Genomic DNA, 13,719 nt, shown 5'->3' with positions numbered 1-13,719 from the left:
AGGATGTCATGACGCATTCAGCCCCGCTTCATATCTCGAACGATTCCGCGGCGCATGCCGCTGTCAGCATCCTCGGCGTCGCGTCGGCGCTCGGCGCGCCCGCAAGCGGCCCCGACGCGGGCCCGGCGGCGCTGCAGGCGTCCGGCCTCGTCGCGCGGCTGCGCGGCCTCGGCATCACGGCGACCTGGGAGCAGACGCTGCTGCCGCACGACTCGGCCGCGCCGGGCGCGTCGATGGAGGAACGCCTGAAGAGCGTCGCCGACCTCGCGCGCAGCGTCGCCGACCAGCTCGTCGCGCTCGACCCGGCGCGCTTCCCGCTGATCCTCGGCGGCGACCATGCGATCGCGATCGGCACCTGGCCGGCGATCGCCAGCCGCGTCGCGGCGCGCGGCACGCTCGGGCTGATCTGGATCGACGCCCACCTCGACAGCCACACCAGCGCGAGCACGCAGTCCGGCAACATCCACGGCATGCCGCTCGCGGCAGTGCTCGGCGAAGGCCATGCGCTGCTGACCGGCATCCCCGGCCCGCGCCTCGACCCGCACAACGTCTGCATCATCGGCGCGCGCTCCTGGGAACCGGAAGAGTTCGAGCGCCTGCAGCGGCTCGGCGTGACGATCTTCGACATGACGACGATCCGCGAACGGGGGCTGTCGGCAGTGTTCTGCGACGCGCTCGGCGTCGTGCGACGCAACACCGCGGCGTTCGGCGTCACGCTCGATCTCGACGCACTCGATCCGGCGATTTTCCCGGCAGTGACGTGCCTCGAAAGCGGCGGCCTCGCCGCGGACGAGCTTTCCAATGCGCTGCTCGCGCTGCGCGCGTGCCCCGACTTCGCGGCGCTCGAGATCGTCGAATACGTGCCCGAACTCGATCCGCTCGGCGCAGGCGCCGGCTGGATTGCCGAATTCGCCGGCGCCGCGCTCGGCCGGGGCACTGCGCGGCTGCGTGCCCAGGAACAGCATTTCGGCGCGCACAACTACGCGCCGCTGCCGGTGGTGTTCCACCGTGGCGAAGGCGTGTGGCTGTGGGACGTCGAAGGGCGACGCTACCTCGACATGATGAGCGCGTATTCGGCGGTGAGCTTCGGCCACAGCCACCCGCGCCTGCTGCGCGCGCTCAACGACCAGGCGCAGCGCCTCGCGCTGACGTCGCGCGCGTATTCGAACGACCGCCTGCCGCTGCTGCTCGAGCGGCTGTGCGCGATGTTCGGCTTCGAGCGGGCGCTGCCGGTCAACACCGGCCTCGAAGCGGTCGAAACCGCGCTCAAGACGGTGCGCAAGTGGGCGTACAAGGTCAAGGGCGTCGCGACCGACCGTGCCGGGATCATCGCCTGCGAAGGCAACTTCCACGGCCGTTCGATCGCGATCGTCGGCATGTCGTCGGAAGCGCAGTACCGCGACGGCTTCGGCCCGTTCCCGCCCGGCTTCACGCTGATCCCGTACGCCGACGCCGACGCGCTCGAAGCGGCGATCACGCCGGACACCGCAGCGTTCCTCGTCGAGGCGGTCCAGGGCGAAGGCGGCATCATCGTGCCGCCGGACGGGTATCTGGCGCGCTGCGCCGAGATCTGCCGCCGCCACAACGTGCTGCTGATCGTCGACGAAGTGCAGACCGGGCTCGGGCGCACCGGCCGACTGCTCGCGTGCGAACACGAAGGCGTGCATCCGGACGGGTTGATCCTTGGCAAGGCGCTCGGCGGCGGCCTGCTGCCGGTGTCGGCGTTCCTGGCCGACGCGGCCGTCATGGACGTGCTCCACCCCGGCGACCACGGCTCGACGTTCGGCGGCAATCCGCTCGGCGCGGCGGTCGCGCTCGAAGTCCTCGATCTGCTCGAGGAAACGCGCCCGTGGGAAAACGCCGCGCGGCTCGGCGAACACCTGATGCGGCGGCTCGCCGACGCCGCGCCCGCGTGCGTGAAGGCGGTGCGCGGCCGCGGCCTGCTGGTCGGCATCGAGCTCGACCCGCGCCTCCTCGACGCCGCAACCGGTGCCGAGTTGCTGCTCGCGCGCGGCATCGCGACGAAGGACACGCACCACACCGTGCTGCGCTTCGCGCCGCCGCTGGTCATCGACGACGCCGTGCTCGACGGCGGCATCGACGTGATCCTCGAGACGCTCGCGACTGCACGTCGTCGCCGCGAGCACGAGCCGTTGCACGGCTGAGCGCAGCGCGCTCGCACCCGGCGGGACGGGACGACGAAGTCCGACACGGTCGTCGCCCGTTCGTGTTCGTCGATCCGTTCGTCGGCCCGATCGGCTGCGAATCCGGAGCGATTCGGGCGGCCCCCGCGACGAAATTCGTTGCTAAACTTCGGCCCGCTCAATTCACGTTCCCGGAAGACCCCGCCCATGCTGATCGGCTTCGTCATCGCTTACCTGCTGGTTTCGATCGGCGTCGGGCTGTACGCGGCGACGCGCGTCAGGAACACGACCGACTACGTCGCCGCCGGGCGCCACCTGCCGCTGTACATCGTCACCGCGACGGTGTTCGCGACGTGGTTCGGCTCGGAGACCGTGCTCGGCATTTCCGCGACGTTCATTGACGAAGGGCTGCGCGGGCTGTGGTCCGACCCGTTCGGCGCGTCGCTGTGCCTGATCCTCGTCGGCCTGTTCTTCGCGCGCCCGCTGTACCGCATGAACCTGCTGACGCTCGGCGACTACTACCGCCTGCGCTACGGGCGCACCGTCGAAGTGCTGTGTTCGATCGCGATCGTCGTCTCCTACCTCGGCTGGGTCGCGGCGCAGATCACCGCGCTCGGCCTGGTGTTCAACATCCTGTCCGACGGCGCGATCACGAACGAGGCCGGCATGATGATCGGCGCCACGGTGGTGCTGGTGTATACGCTGTTCGGCGGCATGTGGTCGGTCGCGCTGACCGACTTCATGCAGATGATCGTCATCATCGCCGGGCTGTGCTACATCGCGTGGCTGGTCGGCGACATGGCGGGCGGCGTCGGCACCGTCGTCGGCCACGCGAGCGCCGCCGGCAAGCTCAACTTCATGCCGGCTTTGGACGCCCGCGACATCGTCGCCTTCCTCGCCGGCATCCTGACGATGGGGTTCGGCTCGATCCCGCAGCAGGACGTGTTCCAGCGGCTCAATTCGGCGCGCGACGAGAAGACCGCGGTGCGCGGCACGCTGCTCGGCGGCTCCGGCTACTTCCTCTTCGCGTTCGTGCCGCTGTTCATCGCGTACTCGGCGACGCTGATCGACCCCGAACTGGTCGCCCGCTACCAGGAAAGCGACAGCCAGCACGTCCTGCCGCAGTTGATCCTCGCGCACACGCCGCTGTTCGCGCAGGTGATGTTCTTCGGCGCGCTGCTGTCGGCGATCATGAGCACCGCGTCGGGGACGCTGCTCGCGCCTGCGGTGACTTTCTCCGAGAACATCCTGCGCGGCACGTTCGGCCGCCTCGACGATCGCCAGTTCCTGCTGCTCACACGGATCGTCGTCGTCGCGTTCGCGCTGCTGATCACGTGGTACGCGACGCACACCGAGGAGACGATCCACGGCATGGTCGAGAACGCGTACAAAGTCACGCTCGCGACCGCTTTCGTGCCGCTCGCGTTCGGCCTGTACTGGAAGCGCGCCAGCACGCAAGGGGCGCTCGGGGCGATCCTGGCCGGCCTCGTCGTGTGGGTGCTGCTCGAGATCGCCGCCCCCGACGCCGACGTCCCGCCGCATTTCGCCGGCATGCTCGCGAGCATCGTCGGCATGATCGCCGGCTCGCTGCTGCCGCAGACGCTGGTCAAGCCCGGGCACGGCCACGTCGCCGCGCACCTGCAGACTCGACACCAGCCGCACGCCGGGCGCTGAGCCCCGCCGCGCGCCCGCTTCAGTACTCGTCGAAGCAGCGCTGCAGCTCGCCGGCGTCGCGCGAGCGCCCGAGCGCGAGCATCAGCAGGATGCGGGCCTTTTGCGGATTCAGCGAGTTCGCCGCGACCGTGCCGAGCCGCGCGTCGTCGGCCGACGCCGTGACGACGCCCTGTCCGACGCGGCTCGAGCGCACGACCGCAACGCCGTGCCGTGCCGCCTCTTCGGCGCCGGCGCGCGCCGCGGGCGACAGGCTGCCGTTGCCGGAGCCGGCGATGACGATGCCGCGCGCCCCGGCCGAAATCGCGGCGCGGTAATGATGCAGCCCCGCGCCCTGATGGTCGTAGAGGATGTCGACGTGCGCCAGCTCATCGATTGCGGCGAGCGAGAACTCGCTGTCGACCGTATGCCGGCATAACGGCGCGGTGAAGAAATGCACTTTGCCTGCAGCGACTTCGCCGAGGTTGCCCTGCTCGAACGCGCGAAACGCGTCCGGCACGGTCGTCGCCGCCTTGGTGACGAAGCGCGCGGCGCCGATGCGGTCGTTCATCATCACCAGCACGCCTTTGCCGTGCGCCGCCGTGCACGTGGCGACGAGAAAAGCGTTGTACAGGTTCAGCGGCCCGTCGGCGCTCAGCGCGGTCGCCGGCCGCATCGCGCCGGCGAGCACGACCGGCTTCGCGCTCTTCAGCACGAGGTTGAGGAAATACGCCGTCTCCTCGAGCGTGTCGGTGCCGTGCGTGAGGACGATGCCGTCGACATCGGGCCGGCCGAGCAGCGCGTCGACGCGGCGGGCGATCTTCAGCAGCAGCGCATTGTCGATGTCGCGGCTGTCGACATTCGCGAGCTGTTCGCCGCGCACCTCGGCGAGCGCGTGCAGCTGCGGCACCGCGGCGAGCAGTTCGTCGGTGGTCGCGCCGACGGTGTAGTCGTGGAGCTGCGTCGCATCGCCCGCCGCCGCCGCGATCGTGCCGCCGGTGCCGAGCAGCACGATGCGCGGCAGGCCCTGCTGCCGTTCGGCCTTCGGCGCGCGCGACCTGTGTTCCGCTGCACCAGCGGTGTTGCCGGAATTCATCGCACGGGCTCTCCGGGTTTCGATGCCGGCCATTGTTGACGCCGGCTTGGGCGAGGTCAAATCGCGCCCGTCCCCTGACTGCACGCGCGTCCCGACCAGTCGGGCAAGATGCCTGCAAAAAAGTTGCGCCAGTTGCAGCGCGCCTTTCAGGCGAGCGCACAAACTCCGCCTGTCGGTTGCAGCCCGAGCACGCCGAACGTTCGTCTCCGCGCGTCGAATCCCTTGAAAATCATGGGATTTCGTTGCCTGCTTCGCGACCGACCGCTGCTTTGCGCTTCATATTTTCGGTCGCCTCCAACGGTGCTAGCATCGCTTCACGTTAAATTGTTTGATATCAAACATTGATGCCGGACCGGCGAGAATCGCACCTGCGCTCGCGACGGTTCGCCCAAGGAGGCGACATGAAGACTCTGCTGATACTTTCGGTGAATGGCCGGCCGCGCGAGGACGCAGTGGCCGGGAATGCGTTGCTGATCGATTATCTGCGCGACACGCTCGGCCTGACCGGCACGAAGCAAGGCTGCGACGGCGGCGAGTGCGGCGCGTGTACGGTGCTCATCGACGGCGAGCCGCGGCTTGCGTGCTGCACGCTCGCGCACTCTGTGGCCGGGCGCTCGATCGAGACGATCGAAGGGCTCAGCCACGAAGGCAAGCTGTCGCGCCTGCAGCGCGCGTTCCACGAGCACCTCGGCAGCCAGTGCGGCTTTTGCACGCCGGGCATGATCATGGCGGCCGAAGCACTGTTGCGCCGTACTCCGCAGCCGTCGCGCGACGCGATCCGCGCGGCGCTCGCCGGCAACCTGTGCCGCTGCACCGGCTACGTGAAGATCATCGATTCGGTCGAAGCGGCCGCCTGCGCCAGCGAGGTGCCGGCATGAACGCGCCCGACCGCGAACTGCGCAAGCTCGGCGCGGCCAACGGGGCGCCGCGCGGCGTCGGCGCCCGCCTGCCGCTCATCGACGGCATCGAGAAAGTCACCGGCACGGCACGTTACACGGCCGATCTGCCGGCCCAGGGCGCGCTGGTCGGCAAGATCCTGCGCAGCCCGTACGCGCATGCCGAGCTGCTCGAAGTCGACATCAGCGAAGCGCTGAAGCTGCCTGGCGTGCGCGGCATCGTCACCGGTGACGACTGCGACACGCCTTACGGCGTGATCCCGATCGCGCAGAACGAATTCCCGCTCGCACGCGGGCGCATCCGCTATGTCGGCGAGCCGCTCGCCGCGGTCGCCGCGGTCGACGAGGCGACCACCGACGCCGCGCTCGCGCTGATCCGGCTGAAAGTGCGCGAGCTGCCGGCGTATTTCGCCGCGGCTGATGCGCGCGAGGCCGATGCGGTGCTGCTGCACGACAACAAGAAAGGCAACATCGAGCGCGAAGTGCATAACGAGTTCGGCGACACTGCCGCCGGTTTCGCGACGGCCGACCTGATCCGCGAGGAAGTCTTCGAGTGCGCCGAAATCCACCACGCGATGATGGAGCCGAATGCCGCGCTCGCAGCGTGGGACAACGAGCGCGGGCACCTGACGCTGTGGTCAGTCACGCAGGTGCCGTACTACGTGCATGAATCGCTCGCGCGCTGCATGAAGCTCGACGCGGCCTATATCCGCGTCATCAAGCCGTTCGTCGGCGGCGGCTTCGGCCACCGCGTCGAGACGCTGAACTTCGAGATCATCGCCGGGCTGCTCGCGCGCGCAGCGCACGGCACCGTGCGCCTGCTGCAGACGCGCGAGGAAGCGTTCCTGACGCACCGCGGTCGGCCGCAGACGCACGTCCGCATGAAGCTCGGCCTCACGCGCGACGGGCGCATGACCGCGTGCGCGGCGGAAGTCGTGCAGCGCGGTGGCGCGTATGGCGGCTACGGGCTGGTGACGATCCTGTACGCCGGCGCATTGCTGAACGGCCTCTACGATCTTCGTGCGGTCAAGTACGACGGCTATCGCGTCTATACGAACACCCCGCCATGCGGCGCGATGCGCGGCCACGGCACGGTCAACATCCGTTTCGCGTTCGAATCGCTGCTCGACATGATGGCGGCCGAACTCGGCCTCGACGCGTTCGCGGTGCGCCGCAAGAACCTGCTGAAAGCGCCGACCGACACGATCAACGGGCTGAAAGTGATGAGCTATGGCCTGCCCGAATGCCTCGACTGGGTCGAGCAGGCAAGCGGCTGGCGCGAGCGCGCAGCGCGGCTCAAAGCCGACAGCGACGGACCGATCAAGCGCGGCATCGGCATCGCCTGCTCGCACTTCGTCAGCGGCTCAGCCAAGCCGGTGCATTTCACCGGCCAGCCGCACGCGACGATCGCGCTGCGCGTCGATTTCGACGCCGGCATCACGATCCTGACCGGCGCATCCGACATCGGGCAAGGCTCGTCGACGATCATCACTCAGGTCGTCGCCGAAATCCTCGGCGTCGAATACCGCCGCCTGCGTCTCATCGCGACCGACTCGGCGCTGACGCCGAAGGACAACGGCTCGTATTCGTCGCGCGTGACTTTCATGGTCGGCAACGCTGCAGCGGACGCGGCGCGCAATCTCAAGCGCGTGCTCGTCGCCGCGGCGGCGAAGCGCCTGCAGGTTGCCGAAGCCCACGTCGACTGGCTCGGCGAAGCGGCCGCAGTCGTCGGCGATGCGTCGCGCCACATCGCGTTCCACGACGTCGTCGAGGAAGCGCTCGTCGAGGTCGGCATGCTGACCGTCAAAGGCACGTTCACGTGCCCGCCCGAGTTCCAGGGCGGCAAGCAGCGCGGCGGCGCGGTCGGTTCGACGATGGGTTTCTCGTACGCGGCGCAGGCCGTCGAAGTCAGCGTCGACACCGACCTCGGCACGGTGACCGTGGACAAGGTCTGGTCGGCGATCGACTGCGGCTTCGCGATCAACCCGATGTCGGTCGAAGGACAGGTCCAGGGCGCGATCTGGATGGGCATGGGACAGGCGATCTCCGAGGAAACCGTCTACGAGAACGGTCGCCACAAGGCGGTCAGCCTGCTCGATTATCGCGTGCCGACGATCATCGAATCGCCGGACATCGAAGTGCATATCGTCGAGAGCCTCGACCCGAACGGCCCGTTCGGCGCGAAGGAAGCGAGCGAAGGTCCGCTCGCCGGCGTGATGTCCGCGATCGCCGCCGCGATCGAGGATGCAACCGGCAGCCGCCTGCGCGCGACGCCCTTCACGCCGGACCGCGTGTTCGACGCGCTCCACCGGAAACCCCGCCCCGGCGCCCACGCGCCGGCCGCTGCAAAAGGAGAAGCATGATGGGCGCCCTGTCCGATTTCAGTGTATTGCGTCCGGCGAGCGCCGCCGACGCAGTTCGCCTGCGCGGCGAACATCCGGCGAGCCGCTTCATCGCCGGCGGCACCGACCTGGTGCCGAACATGCGGCGCGGCCTCGTCAGTGCCGATGTCGTCATCGACCTCGGCAACGTCGGGGAGATGCGCGCGCTGCAGCAGCAGGGCGAAGCGCTGCGCATCGGCGCCGGCGTTACGCTCGCGGCGCTCGCCGCCGACCCGACGGTACGCGCGAGTCTGCCGGCCCTCGCACAGGCGGCGCTCGGCGTCGCCGGACCGACGCACCGCACCGCGGCGACGCTCGGCGGCAACCTGTGCCTCGAAACGCGCTGTCAGTACTTCAACCAGAGCGAGAGCTGGCGCCAGGGCAACGACTACTGCATGAAGCTCGCCGGCGACACTTGCCGCGTCGCGCCGAAGTCGAGCCGCTGCTACGCCGCTTTCAGTGGCGATATCGCGCCGGCGCTGCTCGCGCTCGCCGCCGAAGTCGAGCTCCTCGGCCCGCACGGGATCCGGCGCCTGCCGCTCGCCGAACTCTACGTCGATGACGGCATGCGCTGGCTCGCGCTGGGAGCCGACGAGCTGCTGTTCGCCGTCACGGTGCCGCTCGTCGCCGGCCGGCTCAGCGGCTACGAAAAGCTGCGCGTGCGCGGCGCGATCGACTTCCCGCTCGCGGGCGTCGCGGTGGCGCTGCGCCGCGACGGCGACGCGATCGGCGAGCTGCGCCTCGCCTGCACCGGCGTGTCGTCACGGCCCGAACTCGTCGGCGGCCTCGACGCGCTCGCCGGGCAACCGCTCGACGACGCCGCGCTCGCGACGATCGAACGCCAGCTCAAGCGCACGATCCAGCCGATGGAAACGACGACGGTCAGCGTGCCGTACCGCCGCCGCGCAACACCGGTGCTCGCGAAGCGGCTCGTGGGCAGGCTGTGGCACGAAGCGACGCAACGCTGACGACTCGCGGCGAAATCGTCGCGGCAAGGCGGACGAGCTGCCCGCCGGCGTAGCCCCGCGGGGAGCGGCGGGCATCGGCGCGGCCGCGATGCGGCACGGGCCGCGCCTGCCGCGCTACTTGTACCAGGGCAGCGTACGCCGCAGCGACACGATCTCGCCCGCGGCTTCGGCGTCATAACCGGGCACCGTCCCGGCCAGCTGCCGAAAATCCGCGCTGCGCAACACGCCGATGACCGCCTCCATTGCCGTCGTGTCGAGCGCGTCCTTGAGGCATACGAGGAAATACTGTTCGTGCGCGAGCGGCACGAAATCGAGGCCGAAGCGCGCGGCCGCGGCGCGCAGACCGAAGCCGCAGCTCGCGCGGCCAGCTGCGACGTTCGCCGCGACCGACAGATGGGTCGGCTCCTCGGTGTCGTAGCCGGCGACTGCCGTCGGTGACACGTTGGCGCGTGCGAGCAGTTCGTCGAACATCAGCCGCGTGCCGCACCCCTGCAGGCGATTGACGAACACCACGCCGGCTCTGGCGAGGTCGTTCAGCGAAATCAGCCCGAGCGGGTTGCCGGGCGCGACGATCAGCCCCTGTTCGCGGCGGGCGAAGCGGATCATCTTGTGCGTGCCGAGCCGCAGTTCGCGCCCGAGGGCGAGGTGGATCCGCGAGCCGCGTCGGCACAGCCGCTCGTCATCGAGCGGCAGGTGGATCCCTGCGACGGTGCACAGACCGGCATTGAGGCGTTCGAGCGCGCGCGTGCTGCCGACATATTCGACATCGAGCAGCACGCGCGCGCCGCGCAGCAGCGACTCCCGCAGCACGCCGAACAGCAGGTCGTGGCTCGCGCAGGCCGGCAGCAGCGCCAGCCCCGGATCGACGGCCAGCAACAGTTCGCGGTCGAGCTGGCCGGCGAGGCTCTCGGCCTGCGGCAGCAGGCGCGCGAGGATGCGCTTTTCCGCCCACAGCAGGCGTTCGCCGAACGCCGACAGGCGCGCCGCCCGGCCCTGGCCGCTGGCGAGCAGCGCCTGGCCGAAAATCCCCTCGTGCTTCTTCAGCTCGCCCCACAGGTGACGGTATGACAGCCCGAGCTGCGTCGCCGCCTTGCCGATCGATCCTTGCACGCGGATCGCGTCGAGCATCGCCAGCAGCGGATTCTGCAGCTGCAGGACGACGTCCGGCGCCGCGGCCACGCCGGCGACGAAACGGTATTCGAGTTTCACGCTCATCGGAAAAGCTTACCCGAAAACGCTGCGGCGACTTTCACGCCGCGCCCGCGCAAAGGCCGTGCTCGCCGGGTCAACACTTTCACCCCCGACAAGAAGCAACAGTCATTTTTGCCAGAGCGGAGAATCCGTTACCGGGCCGCAACCGGAGGCCGCCGCCAGGCCGGCGAAATGCAGCGAGAAATCGCGCCGGCGATGCCGTTGTACTTATGCATGAATTTGCCGAAGTGGCAGTGCGCACCTTCGCATCGCGCTGGCCGGCTCGCTGCAGCTTTGGTACAACACCGTGCAGATGCGCGCTGTTTGGCGCGCGATTTCGGGCTTTGACCGGCATTTCTTTTCACGGAGATTCTTCATGGCAGCTCTGTTTCGCTTCCTGCTGGCCGCTTTCGCCTGCATGCTCGGCCTCGCCGCGCACGCCGGCGACCGGTTCATCATCGTCGCGTCGACGACCTCGACCGAGCAGTCGGGCCTGTTCGGCCATATCCTGCCGGCGTTCGAGCAGCAGTCGGGCATCGAGGTGCGCGTCGTCGCGCTCGGCACCGGGCAGGCGCTCGACACGGCGCGGCGCGGCGATGCGGACGTCGTGTTCGTGCATGACCGCGCCGCCGAGGAGAAATTCGTCGCCGAAGGCCACGGCATCGGGCGCCACGACGTCATGTACAACGACTTCGTCCTCGTCGGGCCGAAAAGCGATCCGGCGCAGGTCGCCGGCGCGCACGACATCGTCGCCGCGCTGAAGAAGATCGAGACCGCGCAGGCGCCGTTCGTGTCGCGCGGCGACAAGAGCGGCACGCACGCGGCCGAACTGCGACTGTGGAAGCTCGCCGGCATCGACCTCGAGCAGGCGAAAGGGCCGTGGTACCGCGACTCGGGCTCGGGGATGGGGCCGGCGCTGAACATGGCGGCGTCGCTCGGCGCGTACCTCCTCGCCGACCGCGGCACGTGGCTGTCGTTCAGGAACCGCCAGGATCTCGCGATCGCCGTCGAAGGCGACCAGCGCCTCTTCAACCAGTACGGCGTGATGCTCGTGAATCCGGCGAAGCACCCGCACGTCAAGCGCGAGCTCGGCCAGCAGTTCATCGACTGGATCGTCTCGCCGGCCGGCCAGCAGGCGATCGCCGCGTACAAGATCGACGGCGAGCAGCTGTTCTTCCCGAACGCCGCGAAGTGATCCTCGCGGGGCGACGGGCACCGCGGGCCCCGGCGCCCCTTCCCGGCAGCTTTATTGAACCGGCAGCCAGATACCGTTCGGGCTGAGCCCTTCGACAAGCTCAGGACAGGCGTGTCGAAGCCCCGCTATCGCCCTTCGACAAGCTCCGGGCGAACGGCTCTATTTGATCGCCGGATTTATAGCCGGCCAGCCGGCCGCGCCCTTGACCCCGGTCAACGCGGTGCGGGGCGAGTCGCACTATGGTTGCGAGGCTTTTTTCCCCAGCCCCCTCCATGACCTCCAATTCCAGAATAGAACTCGTCTGCCCGGCAGGAAGCCTGCCGGCGCTGAAGACGGCCGTCGACCACGGCGCCGATTGCGTCTATCTCGGCTTCAAGGACGCGACCAACGCGCGCAACTTCACGGGGCTCAATTTCGACGCCAACGCGATGCGCGAAGGCGTGCGCTACGCGCACGACCGCCGGCGCAAAGTGCTGCTCGCGCTCAATACCTATCCGCAGGCGAGCAACTGGGCGGCGTGGACTGCGGCGATCGACCGCGCCGCCGACCTGGGCATCGACGCGGTGATCCTCGCCGACCCGGGGCTGATGGCGTATGCGCAGAAAACCCATCCGCAGCTGCGCCTGCACCTGTCGGTGCAGGGTTCCGCGACGAGCTACGAAGCGGTCAACTTCTACGCCGAACGCTTCGGCATCCAGCGCGCAGTGCTGCCGCGGGTGCTGTCGCTGGCGCAGGTCGAGCAGGTCATCGCGCATACCGGCGTCGAGATCGAAGTGTTCGGCTTCGGCGGGCTGTGCGTGATGGTCGAAGGGCGCTGCGCGCTGTCCGCGTATGCGACGGGCGAATCGCCGAACTGCAACGGCGCATGCTCGCCGGGCAAGCACGTGCGCTGGGAACAGACCCCGAAAGGGATGGAAACGCGGCTCAACGGCATTCTCATCGACCGCTTCGACGACGGCGAACGCGCCGGCTACCCGACGCTGTGCAAAGGCCGCTTCGACGTGAACGGCGAGACCTACTACGCGATCGAGGAACCGACCAGCCTCAACACGCTCGAGCTGCTCCCCGACCTCGCGCGCGCCGGCATTCGCGCGATCAAGATCGAAGGCCGCCAGCGAAGCCCCGCCTACGTCGCGCAGGTCACGCGCGTGTGGCGCGAAGCGCTCGACCGCGTGATGCGCGACGCGGACAGCTTCCGCGTCCAGCCGGCGTGGATCGCCGAGCTCGACAAAGTCTCCGAAGGCCGCAGCCATACGCTCGGCGCGTACTACCGGCCATGGAAATGAACGCGATGAACCCGCTGAAACTCGCTCTCGGACCTCTGCTTTATTACTGGTCGCGCCAGGCGACGCTCGACTTCTATGCGCAGGTCGCCGACAGTCCGGCCGACGTCGTCTATGTCGGCGAGACCGTGTGCTCGCGCCGCCACGAGCTGCGCCTCGACGACTGGTTCGAAGTCGCCGCGATGCTGCGAGCGGCCGGCAAGGAAGTCGTGCTGTCGTCGCAGTCGCTGATCGAATCGGAATCCGACCTGAAGGCGTTGCGCCGCATCGTCGCCGAAGCCGATTTCCGTGTCGAGGCGAACGACATGTCGGCGGTGCACCTGCTGGCCGGTGCCGGCCGGCGTGACTGGATCGCCGGGCCGACGCTGAACATCTTCAACCCGCCGACGCTCGGCCTGCTGGCCGACTCGGGCGCGACGCGCTGGGTCGCGCCGCCCGAAATGTCCGGCGCGGTGCTCGCCGAGCTGCTCGCTTCGGACGCGCCGCAGATCGAGACCGAAGTGCTCGCGTGGGGCCGCCTGCCGCTCGCGCATTCGGCGCGCTGCTTCACCGCGCGCCACTTCAACCTGCAGAAGGACACCTGCGAATTCCGCTGCCTCGGCATGAGCGACGGCCTGGTGCTGCGCACGCGCGAAGGCGAACCGTTCCTGACGCTCAACGGCGTGCAGACGCAATCGGCGCGCGTGCATAACCTGCTCGCCGACCTCGCGTCGGTGCGGCATTCGGCGCAGGTCGTGCGCGTGAGTCCGCAGGGCGAGCATACGATCCGGGTGCTGGAACTGTTCCGCGAATCGGCCGACGGGCAGCTCGACCCGCACGAAGCGTTCCGTCGCAGCGCCGAATGGATGGTCGAAGCGCCATGCAACGGTTTCTGGCACGGCCGCCCGGGTGTGGAACAATACGTGCCATCCTGAA

Annotated in this window: 10 protein-coding genes and 1 pseudogene; 9 read left to right on the top strand and 2 right to left on the bottom strand. The window is 68.9% G+C overall.

All coding sequences use genetic code 11. The annotated features are described in order from the left end of the window. Positions 1–8: 8 nt before the first annotated feature. The 3 genes and pseudogenes from PA01_18790 to PA01_09655 all read left to right on the top strand — a co-directional run bounded on the left by PA01_18790 (position 9) and on the right by PA01_09655 (position 3,818). A pseudogene (locus tag PA01_18790) lies at positions 9–869 on the top strand (arginase). Beyond that, positions 861–2,165: an ornithine--oxo-acid transaminase gene (gene rocD, locus PA01_09660; protein ID KON82427.2), complete on the top strand. Its 1,305-nt coding sequence runs from the start codon at positions 861–863 to the stop codon at positions 2,163–2,165. The pseudogene PA01_18790 and the gene rocD overlap by 9 nt, the downstream one beginning before the upstream one ends. Before the next feature lie 186 nt (positions 2,166–2,351). Continuing rightward, the gene (locus tag PA01_09655; protein ID KON81819.1) at positions 2,352–3,818 is read left to right on the top strand and encodes a sodium:solute symporter family protein; all 1,467 of its coding nucleotides are present in this window, start codon (positions 2,352–2,354) and stop codon (positions 3,816–3,818) included. Between the two features lie 19 nt (positions 3,819–3,837). Here PA01_09655 and PA01_09650 read toward each other — a convergent pair whose 3' ends face one another. Beyond that, the gene (locus PA01_09650; protein ID KON81818.2) at positions 3,838–4,890 is read right to left on the bottom strand and encodes a type II asparaginase; all 1,053 of its coding nucleotides are present in this window, start codon (positions 4,888–4,890) and stop codon (positions 3,838–3,840) included. A gap of 401 nt (positions 4,891–5,291) precedes the next feature. Between PA01_09650 and hcrC the strand changes: the two genes are divergently transcribed. From hcrC to hcrB, 3 genes are read left to right on the top strand one after another with little or no spacing between them, the layout of a single operon-like run. Beyond that, positions 5,292–5,768, top strand: a complete 477-nt coding sequence (hcrC, locus tag PA01_09645) for a 4-hydroxybenzoyl-CoA reductase subunit gamma (GenBank protein KON81817.1) — start codon at positions 5,292–5,294, stop codon at positions 5,766–5,768. Continuing rightward, a complete protein-coding gene (gene hcrA, locus PA01_09640; protein KON82426.2) occupies positions 5,765–8,149 on the top strand; it encodes a 4-hydroxybenzoyl-CoA reductase subunit alpha in 2,385 nt (794 codons plus the stop codon). Before hcrC ends, hcrA begins: the two co-directional genes overlap by 4 nt. After that, positions 8,146–9,135 (top strand): 4-hydroxybenzoyl-CoA reductase subunit beta, encoded by a 990-nt coding sequence (hcrB, locus tag PA01_09635; protein KON81816.2) that lies wholly within the window; start codon positions 8,146–8,148, stop codon positions 9,133–9,135. The genes hcrA and hcrB overlap by 4 nt, the downstream gene beginning before the upstream one ends. Positions 9,136–9,249: 114 nt before the next feature. On the opposite strand, the gene PA01_09630 is transcribed toward hcrB, so the two are convergent. Then, complete coding sequence (locus PA01_09630) at positions 9,250–10,350, bottom strand: helix-turn-helix transcriptional regulator (GenBank protein KON81815.1); 1,101 nt, start codon at positions 10,348–10,350, stop codon at positions 9,250–9,252. A gap of 352 nt (positions 10,351–10,702) precedes the next feature. Here PA01_09630 and PA01_09625 point away from each other — a divergent pair, with 352 nt between their 5' ends. The 3 genes from PA01_09625 (at position 10,703) to PA01_09615 (ending at position 13,718) form a co-directional block, all read left to right on the top strand. Further along, a complete protein-coding gene (locus PA01_09625) occupies positions 10,703–11,521 on the top strand; it encodes a substrate-binding domain-containing protein (protein KON81814.1) in 819 nt (272 codons plus the stop codon). 272 nt (positions 11,522–11,793) lie between these two features. After that, the gene (locus PA01_09620; GenBank protein KON81813.1) at positions 11,794–12,807 is read left to right on the top strand and encodes a U32 family peptidase; all 1,014 of its coding nucleotides are present in this window, start codon (positions 11,794–11,796) and stop codon (positions 12,805–12,807) included. Between the two features lie 14 nt (positions 12,808–12,821). Then, on the top strand, positions 12,822–13,718 hold the full coding sequence (locus tag PA01_09615) for a U32 family peptidase (protein ID KON82425.1): 897 nt from the start codon (positions 12,822–12,824) through the stop codon (positions 13,716–13,718). Position 13,719 lies beyond the last annotated feature (1 nt).

Source organism: Azoarcus sp. PA01 (assembly GCA_001274695.2).
GTDB lineage: Bacteria > Pseudomonadota > Gammaproteobacteria > Burkholderiales > Rhodocyclaceae > Aromatoleum.
The sequence above is the reverse complement of the archived record's forward strand: the minus strand, read 5'-3'. Positions and strand labels throughout refer to the sequence as shown.

Excerpts from the sequence above, each read along its gene's own strand:
- PA01_09655 (KON81819.1), top strand. The coding sequence starts at position 2,352 with ATGCTGATCGGCTTCGTCATCGCTTACCTGCTGGTTTCGATCGGCGTC.
- PA01_09650 (KON81818.2), bottom strand. The coding sequence starts at position 4,890 with ATGAATTCCGGCAACACCGCTGGTGCAGCGGAACACAGGTCGCGCGCG.
- hcrC (KON81817.1), top strand. The coding sequence starts at position 5,292 with ATGAAGACTCTGCTGATACTTTCGGTGAATGGCCGGCCGCGCGAGGAC.
- hcrA (KON82426.2), top strand. The coding sequence starts at position 5,765 with ATGAACGCGCCCGACCGCGAACTGCGCAAGCTCGGCGCGGCCAACGGG.
- hcrB (KON81816.2), top strand. The coding sequence starts at position 8,146 with ATGATGGGCGCCCTGTCCGATTTCAGTGTATTGCGTCCGGCGAGCGCC.
- PA01_09630 (KON81815.1), bottom strand. The coding sequence starts at position 10,350 with ATGAGCGTGAAACTCGAATACCGTTTCGTCGCCGGCGTGGCCGCGGCG.
- PA01_09625 (KON81814.1), top strand. The coding sequence starts at position 10,703 with ATGGCAGCTCTGTTTCGCTTCCTGCTGGCCGCTTTCGCCTGCATGCTC.
- PA01_09620 (KON81813.1), top strand. The coding sequence starts at position 11,794 with ATGACCTCCAATTCCAGAATAGAACTCGTCTGCCCGGCAGGAAGCCTG.